This is a genomic window from Bacteroidales bacterium, from assembly GCA_031276035.1.
Taxonomy (GTDB): domain Bacteria; phylum Bacteroidota; class Bacteroidia; order Bacteroidales; family BM520; genus RGIG7150.
In genome coordinates, this window is record JAISNV010000019.1 from 128,220 (window position 1) to 152,732 (window position 24,513).

Consider the following 24,513-nt stretch of genomic DNA (forward strand, 5'->3'; position numbering starts at 1 on the left):
TCGGTTTATTAAGATTCGTTAATGCTTTTGTTTGAAAAAATAGAAGTATGATTAATATTAAAACTATTAAATAACAACGGGGGTTAATCTTCCATTGAGAAGAGAGTTTCAACAAATTCATTTCTATCAAAAATCTGAATATCGCTAATCTTTTCCCCTACTCCAATATATTTTACCGGTATATTAAATTGATGAGAAATTCCAAGTACCACTCCGCCTTTTGCCGTACCATCCAATTTTGTTACCGCCAGAGCATTAACGTCTGTAGCTTGGGTAAATTGTTTGGTTTGTTCAATAGCATTTTGGCCGGTTGAAGCATCAATAACGAGAAGAATTTCTTGCGGAGCATCGGGAATTATTTTTTGCATAACCTTCTTGATTTTTGTAAGTTCGTTCATCAAATTAATTTTATTATGCAATCTCCCAGCCGTATCAATAATAACAATATCAATATTATTTGCCTTTGCGGAAGCAACCGTATCATAAGCAACAGAAGCCGGATCCGCTCCCATTCCCTGAGTAACTATAGGTACACCGGCACGATTAGCCCAAATTTTAAGTTGATCCACTGCTGCAGCACGAAAAGTATCGGCAGCACCGAGCATAACGGAATAACCGGCTTTCTTAAACATATTTGCAAGCTTGCCAATTGTTGTTGTTTTACCAACGCCATTTACCCCTACAACCATTATTACGTAAGTGTTGCCGCTTCCGGGTTTATGAATCCCGTCATTAAGAACTAAATTATTTTCGGCTAATAATGAAACTATTTCTTCTTTCAGAATATCATTTAGTTCCGATGTATTAATAAATTTATCTTTGGCAACTCTTTTTTCAATTCTGTCAATTATCGTCAACGTTGTATCAACTCCAACATCAGAAGAAATCAAAGCTTCTTCAAGATTATCCAAAACTTCTTCATCAACTTTAGATTTGCCGACTATGGCTCGTCCGAGTTTTGAGAAAACATTTTCTTTGGTTTTTTTCAAACCTTCATTAAGCTCCTGCTTTTCTTGCTCTTTATCTTTCTTAGAAAAAAACGAAAAAATCCCCATATCTAAACTATTCTATTTCAATAAATTTATAATCATCACCAATAATAAATATTCTATTATTTCCGCTACTATGATGCAAAGTTATACTATCCGGCACATTTGTATTGGAAATAGTTTGCATTTGATAAACATAATCAGTCATAATATAATCATACAAATATTCGGCATATCTTTTAGCAACATGATCCAGAAAATATTCAATATGTTCGAATTTCATTTCAATATTATCTTCATAATAATAAATATCCCCTTCATAATATCCGGTTTCAAACCAACCTAAGTGATAATCTGTAATTCTGTTTGTTGCGAAAAGAAGCTTGGTGTTATTATTTTTGATATAATCTATCCAAATATTAATAGCAAAAGCATTGATATAAGTTTCATTATGATATAATTTACCGAAATATTCTTTTTCATCACGGACCATATCATAATATTCATCGAATTCGACCTGAGCAATATCAATAATCAATTTATTTTCATTTTTATTAAACTCTTCCTCAAACTCCTGAGTATAAACATTAAGTCCGGTTTTGGTAAAATATACCAAAAATTTATTTATAAATAATTCATATACATTACTATTATCCAATTGACTTAAAAAGTCACTATTTTCCTTCAGAACAATTTCTTTTTCACTTACTGAAAGTGTATCAAATCCCTTAATTTCAAGCGGTTTATGATTAGTATAAACAATATTATTACCCGGTGAAACAAACATTACGGCAAGATTGTCGCCATTTGTTTTAACGAAATGTTTAGCATCTTTAAAATAAGCCGGAGCACAAGAAGTTAAAGAGATAAAGCTAAATACTGCTAAATATATTATCTTTTTCATTTTAAATTGATTTTAATTTTAAACTTCCGATTTTTTAATCAATGTTTCTGCAAACGATTTACCGAATTCTATGCATTCATCTTTTCTATTATTTATCAAAGAAAATTTAAAGAATACTCCTTCGCCGAAATAATCAAGTTTTAAATTTTTTAAATTGGCGGCAATGATATTTCTGCTTTCACCACTCCAACCGAAAGATCCGAAGCCGGAGCAAAGTTTTCCTCTATCGCGAATAGGATTTATAACCGCAAACAGTTTATAAATCGGAAGAAGAATATTCTGATTTATCGTTGGAGAACCGACTAATACCGCAGTTGCGCGTGTTATTTTAGAATCGATTTCCCCGATTGGAACTTGCTCTATATCTAAAGTTTCAACTTCGAAATCGTCTTTTGATTTTATTCCTTCAGCAATATACTCTGCAATTTCAGCCGTGTTTCCGTAAGCAGATACGTAAGGAATAAAAATATATTTTTTGTCTGGAGTACTAATATATTTTGCCGCCAACATTTCCGACAAAAGCATTGTTTCTTTGATGTTTTTTCTAATAATCGGACCATGTCCGGTCGCTATATACTTAATATCCAAATTACGTATCTTATCAATAGCTTTTATGTAAAACTTACTGAATGGTTTTAAGATTACATCAAAATAATATTTGAAAGCCTTACTATAATCATTATCTTCAGAAAGATCTCCGTCAATTTCATCATTAAATATTTTTTCACTGCAATAATGCGCACCGAAAGAATCACAAGAAAATAAAATTTTATCTTCTACAAGATAAGAATATATAGTATCGGGCCAATGCAGATTTACGGCATCAAAAAATTTGATTGTTTTATTGCCGAGATCTAATGTATCACCGTCTTTTACAGTTACGGATTCAAATTTAATATCAAACTGATCTTTTAAATTTCTTAATGCTACAGCACTTGCAACAACTTTTGCATTAGGCGCAATGGCAAGCAAATTAGCAAGATTTCCGCTATGATCCGGTTCCGTATGATCTAAAATTATATATTCGATTTCTTTAGGATCAACAACCGATAAAATTTTCTCTTTGTATTTATCCCAAAATTTTAGTTTTGAAGTTTCGACTATAGTTTTTTTATCGGCATTAATAAAATAAGAATTATAAGTAGTCCCAAACTCTGTAGTCATAACAACATCAAAGGTAACTATATCATAATCACGTATTCCAATCCAAGAAACATCATCTGTAATTTTTATAACTTCGTCCATAAAACTTATTTATTTAATTGACAAAGGTAAGAATATTTTTCAAAGAATATATTTATTTTTTCTTCATCTTCGAGAGACGAATTAATCCAGTGTATATCAAAGCCTTGCCTTTCCATTCGTTTAAACCATGTCATCTGGCGTTTGGAGAATTGGTGTATAGCGGTATTTAACTTTTCGAACATTGAATAATAAGATATTTCGCCGAGAAGATACATAGTTATGAACTTATATTCCAGTCCGAACCATTTTAGTTTCTCCGAATCAATTCCTGAATCAAGCAATTGTTCAACCTCATCAATTAGATTTTCTTCATTTAATCTCGTTTTTAATCTTTGAGTTATTCTATTTCTTACGACATCACGCTCATCTTTCAATCCTACAATAATTTCCGGAATGATAAGTCGGTATTCATCATCATTTTCATACAACGCTTGATGTTCTTCAATTTCAATTGCTCTGATAAGTCGTTCGCGATTTCCTGTATCGGTATGATTATGAAGTTTCTTCATATTGCTAAGTTTCTCAACAAGTTCACCGTCCGACATAGCCTCAAGCTTTTCGCGAAGTTTTTTATTAATCGGAACAGCTGTCAATTTGTAATTTGAAAGAACAGATTGAAGATACATTCCGGAACCACCACAAAGAATAACTTTTTTATTTTTATTTGTTATATCCTCGTAAGCTTTATAAAAATCTCTTTTAAATTCGAAAACATTATATTCATAATCAGGATCAACTATATCAATAAGATAATATGGAATATTTTTACCGTTTACAGTATAATCATCCAAATCTTTACCGGTTCCAATATTCATTTTTCTGTAAACCTGACGAGAATCGGCACTAATTATTTCACCGTCGAGTTTATCAGCAATCAAAGTAGCAAAACGAGTTTTTCCGATAGCTGTAGGACCAAGTACTACAATCATAATAGCAAATTTGATGCAAAGATACTAATCAATTTAGATATTGACAATGAATGGTTGAAGGTGAAATAATAAATAACAGTTAAAATTTTCTCTAGACTTAGAAAGTGATATTTTATTTCGAATTTTCTTAAACTTAGAAAGTAGAAAGATAATTATTAAATACGACATAAATAACTATTAATTAATAGATTCAAATAATTACTAACCGACAATTATTAATTGTCAATTATTTCGTATTTTTGCAAATTAATTTAACCTTTCAAGTTATGGCAATTTATTATGATGAACCTTCCCATACTTTTAGCGAATATTTGTTAGTTCCCGGTTATTCTTCTGTAGATTGTATTCCATCAAATGCATCGCTAAAAACTCCTGTTACAAAATTCCGCAAGGGAGAAACTCCGGAATTGACTATGAATATTCCACTTGTTTCGGCAATAATGCAATCGGTTTCCGACGATCGAATGGCAATTGCGCTTGCAAAAGAAGGCGGAATATCTTTTATTTTCGGTTCTCAGAGTCCGGAATCACAAGCAGAAATGGTTAGAAAAGTAAAGAACTATAAAGCCGGATTTGTTATCAGTGATTCTAACATAATGCCCGAACAAAGTTTGAAAGATGTTATAGCATTAAAAGAAAAAACCGGCCATTCAACTGTTGCCGTTACACAAAATGGCAGTCCGAACGGTAAATTGATCGGCATTGTGACCAGTCGCGATTATCGTACTGAGCGCATGGATTTAAATACAAAAGTTAAAGATTTCATGACTCCGTTCGACAAACTTGTTTGCGCCCCTGAAGGCACTACACTTTCCGACGCAAATGATATTATTTGGGATAAAAAATTGAATTCTTTACCAATTGTTGACAAAGGGAATAACCTTGTTGCATTTGTATTTAGAAAAGATTATGACGCTCACCACAAACATCCTTTGGAATTATTAGATGCATCGAAGAGGTTTATTGTAGGCGCCGGTATAAACACTCGCGATTATGAAAATCGGGTTCCTGCTTTAGTTGATGCAGGTGTTGATATTTTGTGTATAGATTCATCAGAAGGATTTACTGAATGGCAGAAAGTTACAATTGAATTTATTCGAAAGAGATATGGCGACAGTGTTAAAATTGGTGCCGGAAATGTTGTTGACAGAGACGGGTTCAGATTTCTTGCTGATGCAGGTGCGGATTTTATAAAAGTCGGTATCGGAGGCGGATCAATTTGCATAACACGTGAAACAAAGGGAATTGGTCGCGGACAAGCTACTGCTGTAATCGAAGTTGCAAAAGCCAGAGACGAATATTTCGAAGAAACCGGAATTTATGTTCCAATTTGTTCCGATGGCGGCATTGTTCACGATTATCATATCACACTAGCACTTGCGATGGGTGCCGATTTCTGTATGCTCGGAAGATATTTCTCAAGATTCGACGAAAGTCCGACCAGCAAGATCTTGATTAACGGTAGCTATATGAAAGAATATTGGGGTGAAGGTTCGGCAAGAGCAAGAAATTGGCAGAGATACGACATGGGCGGAGCCGGAAAGCTTTCCTTTGAAGAGGGTGTAGATTCTTACGTTCCGTATGCAGGAAGTTTGCACGACAATCTAAATATTACCTTAAGTAAAATACGTTCAACAATGTGTAATTGCGGAACATTAAGTATCCCTGAACTTCAGAAAAAAGCCAAATTAACATTGATTTCATCTGTAAGTATTGTTGAAGGCGGCGCGCATGATGTTGTGCTTAAGGATAATAGTACGCCCGGAAAATAAAAGGTAATATTATTTATCATTCTTTTTCCGCCCATATTATTGCTTCAAATCCCCAGTATGCCCACGTTCCGATTTGAGTTTTTCTTTCTTTTATTGATTTTTCCTCGAACAATCCTCCTATCAAGTATAAAAAGAATGGCTTATAAGATTTGCTGCAAAAGTTTATTTTCATATTATTATGTTTCAATATCGTTAACACTTTCTCAAAATTTGGAGGTAGATCTTTGTGCGTTGGATCGTCATAATAACTTAAACACCACTCCGTGGTCCCGGGAATTCAATACTTTTTTCTGTAGGTAAGGATAAGTAAATATGTCCTCCGCTTTTCAATATCTTTGTTATTGCTACCAAAGTATCTTCTCTTTCGTCACAGTGCTCTAAGTTGTGGGCTGAAATTACAATATCAAATTGCTCCGGAAGATTTGCTATCGTTTCCGCAAATTTTGCAGACTCAACAACAATATAATTATCAGCCAAATTTGGTTTAGTTAATCTATAATCTTTTACATCAATTCCGGTATAAATTATATCCGGATATTTTGATTTAATTTTATATGAACTATTATTTCCGCATCCTACATCTAATAATTTTCTCTTATGAAATTTTTTTAAATTTTTTGCGATGATGTCTCGGTTCGATTATTTTTTCAATTATTTGCTTTAACATTTGATATACAAAAATTAACTCAAATATAATTATAAAAAATGTTACAACAAAATTCTACGAAATTTGTCTATTATAGCATCTTCCGAGTATTTCTCAAGAAAAATTTGTCGCGAATATTGATTGAATTGAGGGATGGGATTTTTGCTGAAATAGTTTATTCTATCTATAAATTCTTCGGCAGTATTACATAATCCTCCTACTTTATCATAATCCAGCTCATAACCTTCAAAGGCTTCATTTGTAGCAATAATATTTTTACCGTACATAAGTGATTCACAGGTTTTAACCTTCATGCCACTACCTTTAAAAATCGGTAAAATCATAAAATCACTACTATTAAAAAAAGGTGTAAGATCAGGCACATCACTATAAACCTCTATTTCTTCAGGCAAATTATTTTCTTCTTTTAATTTAGACATTCCCTTACCTGCGATAATCATTTTAATATTTACATACGGATAAACATTTTTTATAAACCACAATACTCCTTCATTATTTGGAGGAAAGTATGCACCTAAAAATAAACAGATTGGTTCTACACAAGTTAAATTATCATTTTTGTATGAAATATATTTATCTTTCAAAGCAACAGGTATCAGTTCGTCGGCACTTCTATGATATCTTTTTTCTATTTCAAAATTATCACGTGAGTTTAATACAATTATTTTATCTGAATATTTACAAGAAAAGAAATCATTTTTGTCTGCGCATCTTACTATAAAATAACGCCAAGGTTTCCACCATTGAACTCTAGCCCTAAAATATAATTTTTCAACATTATGAAAGAATGTAATTATTTTTCCTTTGTACCCTGATTCTACTAATCTTTTTGCAATAATACCAAAAACACTTCTATCAATAAAAACATAATCGTAATTAAAAGCTATATCGACAATATAATTCATCTTCTTTGAAGTCAATCCAAGAAAATAGTTTTGAAACATCAAGAAAAATCCATTGAAGTAATCGCTGTTACTACTTTCTTTATCGTTAATACAATATGTAGTAACATTTTCGGCACCCAATATTCTGCATAAAATATTATAGTTTTTTTGTGTTCCCTGAGCTCCGCCTTCCAGTATTCCGGATGGTTTATTATATCTTATAAATAAAAGTTTGGACATAAAACAATTAACTTATTATTTTTTATATGTTAGCTTTTTTAATATAAACAGAAATTATTTGATGATATTAAAAATTTGATTATAAAATATTCAGAAATTCTCTCTATATAATCTATCATTAATAAATTTAACTCTGAGATTTTCTTCCGAAATATGATCATAAAAAAGCCAATTTTTCTTTGGAATCATAAACGACTTACCATAGACACTTATTAACCATTGTTCGATATTTTCAGGAGCATAAAAATCATATCCTAAAAAATTTATTTTTGAAAATCCTTTATTCTCTGAAAAACAAACTCCTGCAGGAAAGCCGTTAGTCGCATTTGCTTGTTCATATGGTAATTCTTCATGAGCCGAACCAAAGTAACAATACAAATCATCTCCCTCATTGTAATATTTAAAAAAATCTATCTGAACTCCTTTATACATATAGACATCAATAATAATTTCATTTGAGTTTTTAAAATGAAATTGCCTAAGGTGTTTAAAACCATAGTCCTTTAGTAAATCTGTAAGATTTGAAGGATAATTTTCAGCTAATATTCCCAAATCCAAATCTTTATCCGACGATATAAAATTCTTATCTCTATATGCACCAAGTAAAGTTCCGAAAGCAAAAAAACAAAAAGAATCCGCACTTTTTAGAGCCTTATCAGCCTGAATTAATGCTTCTAATCCATGCTTTTTCATTTTTCGCCCTAATTTTTTATGTATAAATTTTGTTCCGATATTTACAGCATCTTTATATAAACCTAATTTTAAAGCAATCGAAACTAATAATTTTCTAATCATATTTTTACTTTTCTTTCCTCGTTTTACTATAAATAGGGTAAGCGATACAGAAAGCTATTACTACAAACATTATTCCGATAAATAGGAATGAAATTCTTTCACCCTTATATATAGCATCGGGCCTAAATTCGAATCTAATATTATGCTCACCGGCAGGAACATTTAAGGCCCTTAATAAATAATTAACTCTGAAATGTTCAACAGGTTTATCATTTATATATACTTTCCAATCATTTGGATAATAAATCTCCGAAAAAACAGCCGTTTTATCAACGGAAGTGCTTACAATATATTCCAACTTATTAGGAGCATAGCTGGTTAATTTTATAAATGCATTATCATCTTTAGATGTTATTTTATTAGCAGCAAATTCTTCAAACTTTTTGTCAGTAACTGCAGTAGTTTGCATATTAATATAATTTAATGCTTCGCTTTCTTCATTAGGGTTATTTACGACAAGTAAAGTATCAACAAACCAAGCATTTCCAAATGCATCAACATTATATTGCGGTATTGTTTGACCATTGGGATTATTAGCAACAATATACTTAGTATTAAGCATATTAAGAACATTAAAATTATTTTTAGTAATATGCTCGTCAATCAAATCTTGATAACGGCGTAATTTCGCACCATGATAACCACCTATAGACTTTAGATAATAAGATGTTCTTGCATCATTAAAAGTATTTGTTGTGAGGTTTAGAACTCTAAAATGTATATCTGGATCCTTCAAAATTTGTTCCTCATAAGGCAATTTAGCAAAAAAACTATCATTCTGTTTTTTTGTAATAAAGTACTCATCTCCAAAATAACGTTTATTCACCGGCCACATATCAAAAACTATTAAAAGGCCGAGTGCCGCAACAAAAAGTCCGAATTTTGCTTTTCCTTTAACAAATAGCCAAACTAATAATGCCGCAAAAACAATGAAAGCGAAGGATCTGAAAGCATCTGCTCTGAACATTGCAATTCTATCGGCGACAATTGCATCTCCAAACCACTGAGGCATCTGAGCAAAAATCCTTATATCATTCGGAGATGTAAAATTATATAATGCTTTACCGAAAAGAGCAAAAATCAAACATAATCCTGCTGTAATTCCTGCCGAATAATAAATACTTTTTATTGTTTTCTCGCTTGAAACTTGTTTGTCCATAATAGCTTTAATTGCTAAGAAACCAAGTAAAGGCATAGCAATTTCAGCAACTACCAAAATAGATGAAACGGCTCTGAACTTATCATACATCGGAAAGAAATTAAAAAACAGCTTGGTAAGCCCCATGAAATTATGCCCCCACGATAACAATATTGAAAATACCGTAGCGCCAAGCAATGCCCATTTATAGGGACCTTTTACAATAAATATTCCGAGTACAAATAGAAAACATATAATTGCCCCAATATATACCGGCCCCGATGTAAATGGTTGACTGCCCCAATACATTGGTAATGATGATAAATAACTTTTCGCTGTTTGTGGCGGAATACGATTTTTTATCAACTCTTGATATAAATTGGATTTTTCTCCAAGATTATAATGTGATGAACCTCCCTTGAAATTCGGTATTAACAAGGTCATTGTTTCATCTATTCCGTAACTCCACTGTGTTGCATATTCAAGACTTAAACCCGATACGTTTTTCTCAAGTTCAGGATTTTCCGAACTTGTTAATTCAGAATGCCCGCCTCTCATCGTTTCTTTTAAATACTGAGTGTTAGCTTTAGTAACGCCATACCTTGTCCCAACTCCCAATCCTACTGCTATAACGAATAATAGCAATGCTATTCCAAGATCTTTAAATCTTTTTTCTTTAACATGAATATATATTTCCGCAATGCCGAATAATCCTAACATCAAAAAAATATAATATGACATTTGCGGATGTCTCATTATTCCTATTGCAGAATATAAGATTACCAAAGGTATTCCCCACCAATATTTTTTTCTGAAAATGAGAAAAAATCCGCCAATAACCGGAGCTATAAAACCTAAAGTTTCGGCTTTACTTCCATGACCTGCCGCTATGATGATAAAAAAGTACGAAGAAAAAGCTATGGCAATTGCACCTATTATTGACATCCACTTATTGACTCCAAAAGCTCTAAGCATTATAAAGAAACCAATAAAATACCCCATAATAAGACCAAGAGCCGAAGGAAAAAATAAATGCAAGAAATCAGATATCTTAAGCAATAGCATATTTGCCGGTGTTCTCATTGTAATCTGATACGTAGGCATTCCTGAAAACAAAGAATTTGTCCAATATGTAGCTTCACCGGTTCGTTCCTTAAAATCAAGAGCTTCATGAGCAGAACCTTCCCAATTCTTAATATCCGTCTGGTTGATAACTTTACCTTCAAGCATTGGCTTACAGTAAATTATCGCCAACAATATAAATATCACCAAACCTGCTATATAAGGCAAAAGTTCTTTGAATAGATTTTTCTTCATAATCACATCTTTTTTAACATGCAAAAATAAGTATTTTTTTGATTGTCTGTCGAAATTAATGACTTATCTTTGCGTTTTTATTTTAAATATATAAATTGTTTATGCAAAAAACCAAAAACATTTTTCTTACCGGAGCTACAGGTACTATGGGCTTCGAAGGACTCAAGCGTTTATTAAATGACACCAATTACAAAATAACCCTTTTAGTTAAAAAGGATAAAAAGAATGTTAAGAAATTAAAACCGTTCAAAAACAATGATAGAGTTCGTATTATTTGGGGCGATCTACGGGAGTATGAGAAAGTTTTAGAATGTGTTACCGGTGCCGATTATGTTCTTCATGTAGGAGGAATGGTTTCTCCCAGAGCAGATAAATATCCGGAAGAAACAATGGATGTTAATATTAACTCTATTGAAAATATTGTCGAAGCAATTAAGAATCAACCCGATCCTGATAAAATAAAATTAGTTTATATCGGTTCCGTTGCACAAATAGGTCACAGAGATGCTCCAAACCATTTCGGGTCTCCTAAAGATGTAATGAATCCGGCACAATTCGATCATTATGCAGTATCTAAAATAATGGCGGAAAGAGTTGTTGCAGAATCGGGATTGAAATATTGGGTAAGCTTAAGACAATCGGGAATTTTATATCCCGACCTTGTAAAGAAAGGCATAAATCCTATTACCTTTCACGTTCCTTTAGAAGGTGTTCTTGAATGGGCTACTGTTGAAGATTCGGGTAATTTGCTTGTTAAAATTTGTGACGATAACGTTCCTGATGAATTTTGGAAAAATTTTTATGACATAAGCAGCGGAAGAGCTTATCGATTAACTAATTATGAATTTGAATGCGAATTAATGGAAGCTATTCATTGTCCGCCGCCAGAGAAAATTTTTGAAACCAATTGGTTCGCCCTAAGTAATTTTCACGGATGTTGGTATATGGATGCCGACAGATTGGAAGATTATCTGCACTTCAGACTTAATACGCCCCGTGATGAATATTTTAAACATATTCAAAAAAGCGTTCCATGGTATTTTAAACTCGTTAAGATTGTTCCGGCAGGAGTTATCAAATGGTTCATGAAAAGAATCGCACATTCCAAAGGAACCGGTACCATGGACTGGATCAAAAATAATAATGAAGAAAAAATTTCTGCTTACTTCGGTTCAAAAGAAAACTGGGAAAATATTCCGTCTTGGGATAAACTTAATAAAACCCGTCCTACAGAAGTTTGTCCGAATATTAATTACGGCGAATGTTTTTCTAAGCCTCAAAATGAATGGGATATAAACGACATGCGTTTAGCTGCACAGCTAAGAGGCGGAAAATGTTTATCCGAAGATATGATAAAAGGCGATTTAGACACAAAGTTAGTTTGGGAAAACAGTTCTCATGAACAATTTTATGCATCTCCGCGTTATGTTTTATTCGGCGGATATTTTCCTGATCACAGATTGATCGAAGAAGATAAAAAATTCTACCGGGAATAAAATTATTTCAAAAAATGGGAATAGTTGTAAAGCAAAGCATTAAAGGCACTATTATAACTTATATTGGAGTTGCAATAGGTTTTATTACAACTTTTTTCGTTCTTACCAATTTTTTATCAGCCGAAGAAATCGGGCTTACACGCGTACTTGTAGATGCTTCGGTACTCTTTGCCGGGTTGGCACAGTTAGGGACAAGCGCATCAATAATACGATTCTATCCCTACTTCAAAAATAAAGAAGGAAAAGATAACGGTTTTTTCTTTTGGACATTAGTTATCCCTTTTTTAGGATTTTTATTATTCAGTATTATTTTCCTAATTTTAAAAACTCCGGTAAGTAATTATTTCTCAGAAAACTCAGCGCTCTTTGTAGATTACTACTATTTTATATTTCCAATGGCATTTTTCATGCTTTACATGGCTGTTTTCGAAACAAGCTCCAATGTATTGATGAAAATAGTAGTACCGAAGTTCGTTAGAGAAGTACTTGTTCGATTATTAATGCTTGTCGTATATCTGCTTTTTGCTTTTAAGATAATTTCCTTAGACGGATTGGTTATCGGATTATGTGCTGTTTATGCTGTTGCAAGTATCGTAAATATAATATACGTAATATCTTCCGGAAAAATTTCTTTAAAACCTAATTTTAAATATATAACAAAAAGATTACGAAAAGATTACATCTTCTATACGATATTTTTAATTACCGCAGCACTTGGCGGCGCAATCACTCCTTTTATAAATACTTTTTTTATTAGCGGTGAGATGGGATTAACATACACTGGAATTTTTGCGATAGCAACATATATAGCCGCAATTATTGAAATTCCGTACAGATCGCTCGGAGCAATTTCCCAACCGCATATTTCCAACGCAATAAAGGAAAACAATTTCGATGAAGCTAATAAACTATCAAAAAAGGTTTCTTTACACCAGTTTGTTATCGGATTATTTCTATTGTTTATAATTTGGATAAATATTGATCTTATTTTTAAACTTTTACCTGAGGGACAAACTTATGCAATTGCAAAATATGTTGTTCTAATCCTGTGTGTTACACGTTTAACCTACTCTACTTTATATGTCGGAGTTACAATACTAAATTTTTCAAAACATTACTATTATTCTTTAATCTTCACTTTTATCCTTACTGGTGTAGCAATAATTTTAAACAATTACTTAATTCCGATCTGGGGTATCAACGGCGCAGCGCTCGCAAGTTTATTCTCTTACTTTATCTACTTCATTTTACTTTTGAGCTTAATATATTTTAAAACCAAAACATCTCCTTTATCAATCAATCAATTAAAAATATTATTGATAATAATTTTGATGTTTATATTGAATTTTGTGTGGACAAAAACATTAACTCCATTAATACTCAGCATTAATATTTCCGAATTGATTTGCGAAACTATTGACGGGATTTTAAGGACGGGAATAATTTGTTTTATTGGAATATTTCTGACTTACAAATTGAATATTTCGGATGAAATAAATAATATTATTGATAATATTGTAAAATTAGGGAAAAGAAAGTAATGGGTAAAAAAATAAGAATGCGAAAATAAATGAAAAAATTTATTACAATTTTAATTATTGCTGCTACATTAGTCAGTTGCCGAAATAAACCTCAAAACATAGATCTCGAAACTGTTTTTGAGAAAACAAATTATACTGAAACGGCTTCTTATGATGAAGTTATGAATCTTTGTAATCGTTTGTCATCCGCATATAAAGAAATAAATTACACAAGCATCGGGAAAACACTGCAAAACAGAGAAATACCATTACTAATTCTGGATAAAGACGGACTTACAGATCCTAAAATAATCAAAAGAAAAGGCAAATTGATTGTAATGATAAACGCTTGTATTCACCCGGGTGAACCAAACGGAAAAGATGCGGGATTAATGCTTTTACGTGATATTGCAAAAAGAAAATTCGATAATTCGGATGAACTGTTGAATAATATTTCCATCATTTTTATCCCAGTATGCAGTCCCGACGGTTTGGCAAATTTTTCCCCGTACAATCGTATCAATCAAAACGGACCTAAAGAAATGGGTTGGCGTGTAAATTCACAAGGACTTAATTTAAATCGTGATTTTATTAAAGTCGAATCTCCGGAAATCGAAGCTTTTATTAATGTGTTTAATAAATGGGAACCGGATTTCTTTTTTGATGTACATTCGACCAACGGTGCCGATTATCAATATGTACTTACATATATGACAGAAGACAACGGCAACTATGATAAAAATATTAGTAAATGGTTATCAAACATTTGGGAACCTCAAATTACTGAAAAAATGTTTAAAATCAATTACCCCATTTGTCGCTACATAACTTTCAGAAATTGGGGCAATCCAACATCAGGATTATATCTATATCCTTCAACACCTATGTTTTCACAAGCCTATGTAACATCACGCAATTGTCCGGGAGTACTTATAGAATGCCACATGCTAAAACCTTACAAGGAACGTGTTTTCTCTACATATAATTTCATTCTTGAAACAATGAATATTTTAGTTGAGAATAAAGAATCGTTGAAAAATTCAATTTTGTCGGCTAAGAATAATGATCTTAATATTAAAGAATTACCAATAAATTTCAGCGCTTCGCCAACAGATAGTGTTATGATAGATTTTTTAGGATTCGAATTTCATACAGTAAAAAGCGAATTAACCGGTGAAGATTATTTCGTTTACGATAGAAACAAGCCAGCAACTATTTCTATTCCGATGTTTAACAATTGTTTTCCCGAGAAAACAATTAAAGTTCCTGAAAGATATATTATTCCGGTTGAATACACAAATCTTATTCGGCTTTTGGAACTTCACAACTTCGAAATTGAATATCTTAAAAATGATCAGGAAATTGAAATAAGCACTTATAAGTTTAATGATGTGAGATTTAGAAATATGCCGAATGAAGGACATCAAATGTTGGGAGATTTCAAGATTGAAGAGATAAACAGAAAAGTACTATATCACTCCGGCTCAGCAATTGTAAATACATCACAAAACGGAGTCAGATTGTTAATGAGCATGTTGGAACCAGAAATAAATAGCTCTTTATTACGCTGGGGCTATTTCAACACAATTTTTCAACGTACCGAATATTATGAAGTTTATAAAATGGAACCAATGGCTTATCAAATGATTCAAACGGATAAAAAATTAGCAGAAGAGTATGAACTGTTTGTGAAAGAGAAAGAAGGTAAACGTACGCAAAGAGAAATACTTGACTGGTTTTACGAACGCTCACCATATTTTGATAAGAATTACATGATTTATCCCATAGGAAAAATGTAAGGTTTTTTCCTGACAAGTTGTATCAAACTCTCTTTTCTAAGGAGAATATCCTAGTTATCCAACATAAGTTTTGTATTATTTGTAATGAGCTTATTCACAAACTTTTACTAATAAAATTCTATTTCATATTTTTTTACTTCATTAGAAAGAGACGTTACCAAATTCAAAATCAAATACAACTCCCCGAAAAAGTAATTATCCTTTTTCAATAGCATCCACCGGATTAATTGTTGCTGCCCGCCAACTTTGAAACGAAACAGAAGCAAACGAAATCAGTAATACAATAAATCCGGCCAATACAAATATCCATAAGTCAAGTGACACCCGGTAGGCAAACCGCTCCAACCAACGATGCATAATATAATATGCCACAGGTACAGCGATTATAAAAGCCAAAGCAATATAGCGAATAAAATTCATATTGAGCATCCGGATTATTTCACCGACACTTGCTCCGTGTACTTTTCGAATACCGATTTCTTTAGTTCGTCGTCTTATAATAAATGCCATGAAAATAATCAATCCTAAATCGGCAATTAAAAAGCATAACAACGAAAAAATATACACCAATTGTTGAGCATTCATTTCATTGCGATACATATTGCCGAACAGATCTTTCATAAAAATATAATTTGGAGGATAATCGGGATTAACCTCATTCCAAACCTTTTCAAAAACGGCACGCGATTCCATAAAGCGGTCGGGAGCAAGCCGAGCCAAAATACAAAATTGGAACATGCGACGCTGCATCATCAGCAAAGGAATAGTTTCTTCGTATAATCCGGTATAATTAAAATCGTCAGTTACGCCAATAATAACACCCTGTCGAAAATAATCAATCGTACTGTGCTCAATACGCAGCATTTCGCCGATTGCTTCTTCGGGAGAACTAAATCCGAGAACGGCCAAAGCTTTACGATTAATAACATATTCTTCAATATTTTCCGAGTATTTTTGATATTGAAGCCGGTCAATAAACATCTCCATTTCGGTATAATAATCATATTTTGCAGGAGAAAAACCTTGTCCTGCAATTAAGTTGATGTTAAAAAACGGAAGAAAATCCTCTCCTGTAATCAGAATCGGCAATTGCTTCCAATCCGGATCATCTTCCCTTCTTACTTGTGTTACATCGCGTATTGCATCTCCTGGTAATTGAAACGATGTTGTGATAGATTCTATTTCCGTATGTTTCATCATTTCCGTTTTCAGTAAAGCAAAGTTTGTCATCACTTGTTCTGGCTGTTCAGCCATGACGAGAATAGTCCGATCATTTCCCCCGACTTGTGTATCTTTTACCAAATTCATCTGCTTATTAATACCAAAGGCAAGAATTACCACTATCATTACCACGGCATATTGTGCCGTTATCATATATTTAACATTAGAATACGAAAACCTGACAGGTTTCAAATCGTTATCAGTATTCAGAAATAACGTGTAGGAAATACCTTTTAGCGCCGGCATAAGAGATACAAAAACTACTGACAATAAAAATATCAAACATAACATAATTATGTCAATAACAGAAAATTGCACGAAAGTAAATCCGTGTGATAAAACGTAATATGCGACCAGTACACCTATAATAATTGATAATGTACTCATAAGCAATGCCGACAGAGTTTCTTTTTTTATTATCACAGAAGAAGAAGCTCCATGCAAGCGTAATATCTGATAATAACGACGGTTGTATGAAAAAATCAGGCTTGCGTTCAACCATAAATTAAAAAACACTACAATAAGTAAAAGTATATTTGCACCGATAATCAAATAAATATAATGAATGTTGCCGTTAACACTCATTTCTCTGAGATTATGACTATGAAGGTGTATGTCGGTCAGCGGCATCAATAATACTCTGGGCTGTGATTGCAGGTATATACCTTTTTCCGCGGTAAGTTCAGTTATTTTCTGTGCTAATGTATTGATATCCGTTTTATTTTTCAACAACAAGTACGTATAAGTATATAATTCCAAGTTGTCGGGACAATACAGTAAAATATCTGTATGAAAATGTGACGCTTCAGGAAAATCTTCAAAAATTCCTGAAATGAAAAAGGGTTGACTGTGTAATCTACGATTTTCAATCGAAATCTCGGACGATTGAACTTCTTCAAAGTTAAGGTCACCGAATAACTGCCGTGCAAAACTTTCGCTTATCAACACCTGATTTTCTCGTTGCAAAACTTCGTCTTTGTTGTCAAATAACAACGGAATATCAAACACATTTAAAAATTCACGATTTACCATATAGAAATCATTGACTATATGACGATCACCTTGATAAGTCAACACTGCAGTAGTAATATTGTACATTTTTACCGTTCGGTCTATTTCAGGTAATTCCCGCAATACATCATCAATAGCATTTCCATAGATGCGGCCATCAACAGACCCGTTGTCAAATTGCAAAGTCATACGTACGATGAGGTCAGCATTAGTGTGGTGGCGGTCGAAATTCAGTTCGTGTTTAATATATCCTGCCGAAATCAACAAACAAACAAGCATAATAGCTAATCCTGCAATATTTACTATACGCAGAAAAATATTATTTCCAAACTGTCTAAAAACATTCATCTTTAATATCTAAATATTTATTTATTACCTGACTTACTATTTACATAGTCTTTTAAAAATTCAACTTACAAATATAATATTAATTTTATTCCGCTTCAACATCGGTTATATGGCAATTTACTTTCTAAGTTGATTACCGTTTATTGACTGATAATGATGCAAAATCTTGTACTGATATCGATTCTGAACTGTACCATTAATATCAAAAGTAATGCTGCTTGCAAACATTTACGCTATTCATAGATATCTATTAACAGAGGAAAGATAATTTTAAACACATTTAAATTATCAATTCTAAATTGTTTATTAAATAAAAATGTTAATTATGAGAATTTTGTCATTTTATTTATGAATTATTTTATTTCTACGTTTATTATACTAAGGTGTTAAAAATCATTACTTCGTAATAAAATAACTGTACTTAAAAAAAGAAATAGTCAAAAATTTACATACTCCCTACAATTCTAAATTCTTTAGTACTTTTGTAAAATTTTAAACCATGAAGTTTACCGATTATATTTCGTTTAAACCCAGATTATTTACTTCTCTGAAAACTTACAATAAACAGAAGTTTTTCGCCGATTTATTATCCGGTGTTATTGTGGGAATAATTGCTTTACCTATGGCTATTGCATTTGGCATTGCTTCGGGAGTAAGTCCGGAGAAAGGAATAATTACAGCAATTGTTGCAGGTTTTTTAATTTCTTTCTTCGGGGGTTCCGATGTTCAAATAGGCGGACCAACCGGGGCGTTTATTGTAATTGTTTATGGAATAGTGCAGCAATTCGGTGAAACCGGATTAATTATTGCAACAATTATGGCCGGACTTATACTTCTTTTAATGGGATTTTTCAAGCTCGGTTCAGTAATAAAATTTATTCCTTACCCTATTGTTGTCGGCTTTACCAGCGGTATAGCTGTAACAATTTTTTCGACACAAATAAATGATTTTTTCGGATTAAAGATGACGGACATTCCATCTGATTTTATTCATAAATGGGGAGCTTATTTTCAAAACTTTTCGAACACAAACTTTGTGGAATTAGGCGTTGGCATTTTATCATTATTAATAATTATTTTCACGCCAAAACTTATAAAAAAGATTCCGGGATCATTAATCGCAATAATCGTTCTGACTATCATCGTTTTCTTTTTAAACAAATACAATATTTTCGGATTCGAAATTGAAACTATAGGAAACAGGTATGCAATTAATGCGAATTTACCGAGACCTATTACACCGAAAATAGATTTTGCCGCTATACAACAACTCTTACCGGCAGCTTTTTCTATTGCAATACTCGGCGCTATTGAAAGCTTGCTCTCAGCTACTGTTGCAGACGGTGTGCTCGGGACAAAACACGATTCAAACACTGAACTTATCGGACAAGGTATTGCAAATATAATTACTCCCCTCTTCGGTGGGATTCCCGCAACAGGAGCAATTGCCAGAACAATGGCAAATATAAACAACGGCGGCCGCACGCCTGTCGCCGGAATGATTCATGCGGTTATCTTACTTTTAATATTACTCTTTCTGGGAAGTCTCACAAAATATATTCCGATGGCTTGTTTAGCTGCAATATTAATTATTGTTGCATATAATATGAGCGAATGGAGAACATTCAAATCATTATTAAAAAATCCGCTTCACGATGTTATAGTTTTATTGCTAACTTTTTTCTTGACTGTGATTTTCGATTTAACAATAGCAATTCAATTCGGTTTATTGATAGCAGCTGTTTTATTTATGAAACGAGTTTACGATACTTCGAAAATATCCGTAATTACTAATGTTGTTGATATTAATCAAGAAATTGATGTAAAATCCAATGAAGAAAAATTAATTTTACCGGATGGTGTTGAAGTTTACGAAATAGACGGACCATTCTTCTTCGGAATTGCAAATAAACTGGAAGAAATGATGAAGCTAAGGGACGTAAAACCGAAAGTCCGTATCATCAGAATGCGTAAAGTACCGTTTATAGATTCCACCGGAATCCATAACTTAGAAACACTTTACAGGTCATCAAAAAATTCAAAAGTACAAATAATTTTATCCGGCGTTAATGATGATGTTCTAAAGGCATTAATTAATTCCGGTTTTGCTGATGAAATAGGTCGGGATAATATTTGTTCGCATATTGATGAGGCTGTCGTTAAAGCACGTTGGTTGGTTGAAAGCGAATAATAAACATTCTTAACATTATGAATATTAATATTTTTTAATAAAATTTATTTTCTTACAGAAAATTTTTAACATGAAATGGTAAACAGGTTTTGAATAGAATAAATCTAATCAAATAATAAAATCAATCTTATTCAATTATATGGGCACATCAACTATTTTTTCTTTGATCTTTTCAATAATTTATCTTTTATTGATTATCGGCACAATATTAATTGTTATTTCCGAAAATAGAAATCCCTCAAAAACAATCGCTTGGCTTCTACTTTTAGTTTTTCTACCGGCGATAGGAATTATCATGTATTTTATTTTCGGTCAGGATAGTAGAAATAAAAAATTTAAGGGCACTTCTTATCAGGACTTTTCAGACGAGCTTATTAATTCTCTTAGCGAATATCCGGAAAAACTTGATTTACGATCTAACAAAGAGAAAGTTAGAAAGGAATATCATACTTTAGTGGAATTATTAGAAAAGAGCGACAATTCTTGGATGACGTACGGGAATGATGTAGAAGTAATAACATTGGGAACGCGGAAATTCGAGTTACTTATAACAGACTTAGAAAGTGCACAAAATCATATTCATATGGAATATTTTTACTTTCGAAAAGATGAAACCGGTAAAAAAATCAGAGAAATATTGATGCGAAAAGCTTCGCAAGGTGTGGAAGTACGTTTTATTCATGAGAATGTTGCCAATATCGCAGTTTCGCCGCGATTTTATAATAAGATGAAAAAAGCCGGCGTAGAAGTTGTAAGATTTACAAAAAATAGGCTTTCATGGATAAGACGGCAATTGAATTTCCGTGATCACCGTAAAATTGTAATTATTGACGGTAAAGTCGGTTATTTAGGCGGAATGAATATAGGTAATGAATATGTTGATGATTGGAGAGATACTCATTTGCGAATTAAAGGTCAGGCTGTAAATGTTTTACAATCAACTTTTTTATACTATTTTTTCTGTTCGGGCGGAAAGAAAATTAAAAATTTCAATCCGTATTTTCCTCCTTATAATATTTATTCTGAAAATCTGATGCAAATTGTTCCGGAGTCACCTGCTTCAAAATGGCAATATTTACAGTTTTCAATGATTCATCTTATCAACATTACCCAGAAATACATTTACATTCAAACACCATATTATTTACCACCCGAACCATTATTGCAAGCATTACAAACCGCAGCTCTAAGAGGTGTAGATGTTCGAATAATGCTTTCTCATAAATCCGACTTTGCCTTTATGGATCCGGCAATTCATTCATATTATGAAGAATCGTTACAAGCAGGAATTAAAATTTTTGAACGGTTTGATAAATTTATGCATGCAAAATCTTTAGTTGCCGATGATTACATATCAATAATAGGTTCTGCAAATTTAGATTTTAGAAGTCTGGAGTTAAGTTTTGAAATTAACAGTTATATCTATGATGAAAATATTGCATTTCAAAACAAGCATATTTTTTTAAAAGAAATGGAATTATGTGAAGAATTATTTCTGGAAGAATGGATAAAACGTCCGTGGTATAAAAAATTAGCGGAATCGGTAATGAGATTGCTAAGTCCGTTGCTATAATTTTAAGTTTATTTCATTTAAACGACAAAAAACTATATTTACAAATTATTACCTCTTTATAAAATAAAATTAAATCATATTAAAAATGAAGACTCTATTTTTATCATCATTATTCATGGATGTAACGAATATTTTCCAAGAGTATGTTCAAGAAGATTTGAAGGGAAAAAGTATAACTTTTATTCCTACCGCAAGCATTCCAGAAACAATAAAATCTTATGTAATAAAAGCGAAGAAGGCTTTTGAAAAAATGGGATTAATTGTTGATGAACTGGAAATTACAGAATCATCAAAAGAAAAGATCGCGGAAAAACTCAAGCACAACAATTATATTTACGTTTCGGGAGGAAATACATTTTTTCTACTTCAGGAATTAAAAAGAAAAGAGGCTGATAAAATGATTATCGAACAGATTAATTCGGGAAAATTATATATCGGTGAATCAGCTGGTTCAATGATTTTATCACCGAACATTGAATATGTAAAAGATATGGATGATTGTACAATTGCCGAAGATTTAACCGATTTTTTCGCTTTAAATGTAATTGATTTCTATCCGGTTCCTCATCAAGGAAATTTTCCATTTGTGAAATCGGTAAAAAAAATCATTTCAAAATATGATTCGAAACTAAATCTGTGTGTGATAAACAATTCACAGGTAATTTCGGTCGAAGACAAAAAAATAAATATTTTATCAAAATAAATAATCAAAATTTAAATTATAATCAATTATGAAAAACAACATTAAATTATTACTATTCTGCGGAATTATCGCAACTTTTTCCGTAGCTTGCACATCATCAGGTAAAAACGACAAAGCGGTTTATGAAGGAAAAGATATAAGCAATGACGTTAGAATTCTGCGAGACAAAGTTACTAAAGAAGCAAGAATGGAAATTGATATTATCGGCGATTGGAATTTATATGCCGGAGAATCCGTGGAAACAATAGATTTCACAAAACCGGTTTTGATGGGAATTGCGGTTGGAACCTATCCTATTCCTTTAAAACAGGAAGATAGAAACAGAAGAATATATTTTCAATTAGTTACAGAAAATGCGAAAACTATTTTGGCCGAGCGGCACCTGCCGATGGAAGGCGGTTATAATTTTCGTGATATCGGCGGATATAAAACTTCTGATGATAATTACGTTTGCTGGGGAAAACTTTTTCGTTCCGATGATTTATCCAACTTAACGAAAACCGATTTAACTTATTTGTCAACTATTCCTATTAAAACAATTGTGGATTTCAGATCGGAAAGCGAAATTGAACAAGCGCCGGACAAAATTCCGCACGGAACAAAAAAACGTTTCGAAATAAATATTGAACCCGGAAATATTTTATCCGGTATTGACATGAATTTTACATCGCCAAATACTGCGGATACTTTGATGATGATAATGAATGAAACTTTTGTTCTTGATTCAACAATTATTGCTTCATATAAATATTTTTTCGAATTGATTCAAGATAATGAAAATATTCCATTAATTTACCATTGCTCAGCGGGGAAAGACCGAACAGGAATGGCAACTGCTCTGATTCTTTATTCGCTTGGAGTTCCTGAAGAAACCATTATGCATGATTATCTTTTATCTAATGTTTATTTGACAAACAAATACGAAACATACATAAAACAATATCCTGGAATGGCTTCCGTATTTACCGTTAAAGAAGAATTTTTACAAGCCGGAATTAGCAAGATAAAAGAGACTTACGGTTCTATCGAAAATTTTCTTCAAGAAGAGTTAGATGTAGATTTGAATAAGATGAAAAATATGTTTCTCTATTAATTGGTAATTAATCAAATAACAATTAACAAATAATAATTGAAGGATATAAATAAAAAAGGCGAATCTTATTGATTCGCCTATAATTAAGAAAACTAAAACTTATTGATATTACACACTAAGCTTTTACAACATGTTCACCGCCTTTTTTAATGGCGTCTTCATTAAGCGGAAGTAAATGATGATGTCTTGTTGGAATAGATTTTGCCAAACCTTTCATCACATTTTCCAATTTAACAACGGGGCGGATTTTTAAATAAGCGCCCAATACTATCATGTTGAAAATCTTAACGTTTCCCATTTCCGCCGCCAATTCGGTAGCATCAATTTTATAAACATTAATATCTTTACGTGTAGGTGGTTTTGTAATCCCGTTCGGATCATATAATAATACTCCGCCCGGTTTTACTGTAGATTCGAATTTATCCATAGAAGGTTGGTTGAGAATAATCGCAGTATCAAACTGATGCAGAACCGGTGAGCTAATTTGAGAATCACTCACAATTACAGTTACATTAGCTGTTCCACCACGCATTTCAGGACCGTAAGACGGCATCCAACAAACTTCAAGATCTTGCATAACACCGGAATAGGCAATAATTTTACCCATTGACAAAACACCTTGTCCGCCAAAACCGGCAATAATAATTTCTTCTGTCATAATTTTATATTTTTCCGGGT

General features: G+C 32.4%; 19 protein-coding genes. 8 read left to right on the forward strand and 11 right to left on the reverse strand.

The window, feature by feature from the left end:
• Positions 1-83 precede the first annotated feature (83 nt).
• The 4 genes from ftsY to miaA are packed head-to-tail and all read right to left on the reverse strand — an operon-like array spanning position 84 to position 4,067.
• The gene (ftsY, locus tag LBP67_04650) at positions 84-1,055 is read right to left on the reverse strand and encodes a signal recognition particle-docking protein FtsY (protein MDR2084264.1); all 972 of its coding nucleotides are present in this window, start codon (positions 1,053-1,055) and stop codon (positions 84-86) included.
• A 7-nt stretch (positions 1,056-1,062) separates the two neighbouring features.
• A complete protein-coding gene (locus LBP67_04655) occupies positions 1,063-1,893 on the reverse strand; it encodes a hypothetical protein (protein MDR2084265.1) in 831 nt (276 codons plus the stop codon).
• A gap of 18 nt (positions 1,894-1,911) precedes the next feature.
• Entirely contained in the window at positions 1,912-3,138 is a 1,227-nt protein-coding gene (locus LBP67_04660) for an FprA family A-type flavoprotein (GenBank protein ID MDR2084266.1), read from the reverse strand.
• A 5-nt stretch (positions 3,139-3,143) separates the two neighbouring features.
• Positions 3,144-4,067, reverse strand: coding sequence for a tRNA (adenosine(37)-N6)-dimethylallyltransferase MiaA (miaA, locus tag LBP67_04665; protein MDR2084267.1), 924 nt, complete (start codon positions 4,065-4,067; stop codon positions 3,144-3,146).
• A 266-nt stretch (positions 4,068-4,333) separates the two neighbouring features.
• On the opposite strand from miaA, the gene LBP67_04670 reads away from it, so the two are divergent.
• Positions 4,334-5,839, forward strand: coding sequence for an IMP dehydrogenase (locus tag LBP67_04670; protein ID MDR2084268.1), 1,506 nt, complete (start codon positions 4,334-4,336; stop codon positions 5,837-5,839).
• A 16-nt stretch (positions 5,840-5,855) separates the two neighbouring features.
• Here the strand turns inward: LBP67_04670 and LBP67_04675 are convergent, their stop codons facing one another.
• The 5 genes from LBP67_04675 to LBP67_04695 form a co-directional block, all read right to left on the reverse strand.
• The gene (locus LBP67_04675; GenBank protein MDR2084269.1) at positions 5,856-6,011 is read right to left on the reverse strand and encodes a hypothetical protein; all 156 of its coding nucleotides are present in this window, start codon (positions 6,009-6,011) and stop codon (positions 5,856-5,858) included.
• 77 nt (positions 6,012-6,088) lie between these two features.
• The gene (locus LBP67_04680) at positions 6,089-6,466 is read right to left on the reverse strand and encodes a class I SAM-dependent methyltransferase (protein ID MDR2084270.1); all 378 of its coding nucleotides are present in this window, start codon (positions 6,464-6,466) and stop codon (positions 6,089-6,091) included.
• A gap of 81 nt (positions 6,467-6,547) precedes the next feature.
• Positions 6,548-7,630 (reverse strand): glycosyltransferase family 4 protein, encoded by a 1,083-nt coding sequence (locus LBP67_04685; protein ID MDR2084271.1) that lies wholly within the window; start codon positions 7,628-7,630, stop codon positions 6,548-6,550.
• A 90-nt stretch (positions 7,631-7,720) separates the two neighbouring features.
• On the reverse strand, positions 7,721-8,425 hold the full coding sequence (locus LBP67_04690; GenBank protein MDR2084272.1) for a LicD family protein: 705 nt from the start codon (positions 8,423-8,425) through the stop codon (positions 7,721-7,723).
• A gap of 4 nt (positions 8,426-8,429) precedes the next feature.
• Complete coding sequence (locus LBP67_04695; GenBank protein ID MDR2084273.1) at positions 8,430-10,880, reverse strand: YfhO family protein; 2,451 nt, start codon at positions 10,878-10,880, stop codon at positions 8,430-8,432.
• Positions 10,881-10,981: 101 nt separating this feature from the next.
• On the opposite strand from LBP67_04695, the gene LBP67_04700 reads away from it, so the two are divergent.
• From LBP67_04700 to LBP67_04710, 3 genes are read left to right on the forward strand one after another with little or no spacing between them, the layout of a single operon-like run.
• A complete protein-coding gene (locus tag LBP67_04700) occupies positions 10,982-12,376 on the forward strand; it encodes an NAD(P)-dependent oxidoreductase (GenBank protein ID MDR2084274.1) in 1,395 nt (464 codons plus the stop codon).
• Positions 12,377-12,390: 14 nt separating this feature from the next.
• Positions 12,391-13,917: a polysaccharide biosynthesis C-terminal domain-containing protein gene (locus LBP67_04705; GenBank protein ID MDR2084275.1), complete on the forward strand. Its 1,527-nt coding sequence runs from the start codon at positions 12,391-12,393 to the stop codon at positions 13,915-13,917.
• A 29-nt stretch (positions 13,918-13,946) separates the two neighbouring features.
• The gene (locus LBP67_04710) at positions 13,947-15,695 is read left to right on the forward strand and encodes a M14 family metallopeptidase (protein ID MDR2084276.1); all 1,749 of its coding nucleotides are present in this window, start codon (positions 13,947-13,949) and stop codon (positions 15,693-15,695) included.
• A 195-nt stretch (positions 15,696-15,890) separates the two neighbouring features.
• Here LBP67_04710 and LBP67_04715 read toward each other — a convergent pair whose 3' ends face one another.
• On the reverse strand, positions 15,891-18,275 hold the full coding sequence (locus LBP67_04715; protein ID MDR2084277.1) for an ABC transporter permease: 2,385 nt from the start codon (positions 18,273-18,275) through the stop codon (positions 15,891-15,893).
• A gap of 499 nt (positions 18,276-18,774) precedes the next feature.
• On the opposite strand from LBP67_04715, the gene sulP reads away from it, so the two are divergent.
• From sulP to LBP67_04735, 4 genes are all read left to right on the forward strand, one after another.
• Complete coding sequence (gene sulP / locus LBP67_04720) at positions 18,775-20,466, forward strand: sulfate permease (protein MDR2084278.1); 1,692 nt, start codon at positions 18,775-18,777, stop codon at positions 20,464-20,466.
• 139 nt (positions 20,467-20,605) lie between these two features.
• Entirely contained in the window at positions 20,606-22,039 is a 1,434-nt protein-coding gene (gene cls, locus LBP67_04725; GenBank protein MDR2084279.1) for a cardiolipin synthase, read from the forward strand.
• Positions 22,040-22,124: 85 nt separating this feature from the next.
• Positions 22,125-22,742 carry a Type 1 glutamine amidotransferase-like domain-containing protein gene (locus LBP67_04730; GenBank protein ID MDR2084280.1) on the forward strand — a complete coding sequence of 206 codons (618 nt, stop codon included), beginning with the start codon at positions 22,125-22,127 and terminating at the stop codon, positions 22,740-22,742.
• A 28-nt stretch (positions 22,743-22,770) separates the two neighbouring features.
• Positions 22,771-23,835: a tyrosine-protein phosphatase gene (locus LBP67_04735; GenBank protein MDR2084281.1), complete on the forward strand. Its 1,065-nt coding sequence runs from the start codon at positions 22,771-22,773 to the stop codon at positions 23,833-23,835.
• Between the two features lie 115 nt (positions 23,836-23,950).
• Here the strand turns inward: LBP67_04735 and LBP67_04740 are convergent, their stop codons facing one another.
• On the reverse strand, positions 23,951-24,493 hold the full coding sequence (locus LBP67_04740; protein MDR2084282.1) for a 2-oxoacid:acceptor oxidoreductase family protein: 543 nt from the start codon (positions 24,491-24,493) through the stop codon (positions 23,951-23,953).
• Positions 24,494-24,513 lie beyond the last annotated feature (20 nt).

Excerpts from the sequence above, each read along its gene's own strand:
- LBP67_04670 (MDR2084268.1), top strand. The coding sequence starts at position 4,334 with ATGGCAATTTATTATGATGAACCTTCCCATACTTTTAGCGAATATTTG.
- LBP67_04695 (MDR2084273.1), bottom strand. The coding sequence starts at position 10,880 with ATGAAGAAAAATCTATTCAAAGAACTTTTGCCTTATATAGCAGGTTTG.
- LBP67_04715 (MDR2084277.1), bottom strand. The coding sequence starts at position 18,275 with ATGAATGTTTTTAGACAGTTTGGAAATAATATTTTTCTGCGTATAGTA.
- LBP67_04690 (MDR2084272.1), bottom strand. The coding sequence starts at position 8,425 with ATGATTAGAAAATTATTAGTTTCGATTGCTTTAAAATTAGGTTTATAT.
- LBP67_04735 (MDR2084281.1), top strand. The coding sequence starts at position 22,771 with ATGAAAAACAACATTAAATTATTACTATTCTGCGGAATTATCGCAACT.
- sulP (MDR2084278.1), top strand. The coding sequence starts at position 18,775 with ATGAAGTTTACCGATTATATTTCGTTTAAACCCAGATTATTTACTTCT.
- LBP67_04700 (MDR2084274.1), top strand. The coding sequence starts at position 10,982 with ATGCAAAAAACCAAAAACATTTTTCTTACCGGAGCTACAGGTACTATG.
- LBP67_04655 (MDR2084265.1), bottom strand. The coding sequence starts at position 1,893 with ATGAAAAAGATAATATATTTAGCAGTATTTAGCTTTATCTCTTTAACT.
- LBP67_04705 (MDR2084275.1), top strand. The coding sequence starts at position 12,391 with ATGGGAATAGTTGTAAAGCAAAGCATTAAAGGCACTATTATAACTTAT.
- cls (MDR2084279.1), top strand. The coding sequence starts at position 20,606 with ATGGGCACATCAACTATTTTTTCTTTGATCTTTTCAATAATTTATCTT.
- ftsY (MDR2084264.1), bottom strand. The coding sequence starts at position 1,055 with ATGGGGATTTTTTCGTTTTTTTCTAAGAAAGATAAAGAGCAAGAAAAG.
- LBP67_04675 (MDR2084269.1), bottom strand. The coding sequence starts at position 6,011 with ATGAAAATAAACTTTTGCAGCAAATCTTATAAGCCATTCTTTTTATAC.
- LBP67_04710 (MDR2084276.1), top strand. The coding sequence starts at position 13,947 with ATGAAAAAATTTATTACAATTTTAATTATTGCTGCTACATTAGTCAGT.
- LBP67_04685 (MDR2084271.1), bottom strand. The coding sequence starts at position 7,630 with ATGTCCAAACTTTTATTTATAAGATATAATAAACCATCCGGAATACTG.
- miaA (MDR2084267.1), bottom strand. The coding sequence starts at position 4,067 with ATGATTGTAGTACTTGGTCCTACAGCTATCGGAAAAACTCGTTTTGCT.
- LBP67_04730 (MDR2084280.1), top strand. The coding sequence starts at position 22,125 with ATGAAGACTCTATTTTTATCATCATTATTCATGGATGTAACGAATATT.
- LBP67_04740 (MDR2084282.1), bottom strand. The coding sequence starts at position 24,493 with ATGACAGAAGAAATTATTATTGCCGGTTTTGGCGGACAAGGTGTTTTG.
- LBP67_04660 (MDR2084266.1), bottom strand. The coding sequence starts at position 3,138 with ATGGACGAAGTTATAAAAATTACAGATGATGTTTCTTGGATTGGAATA.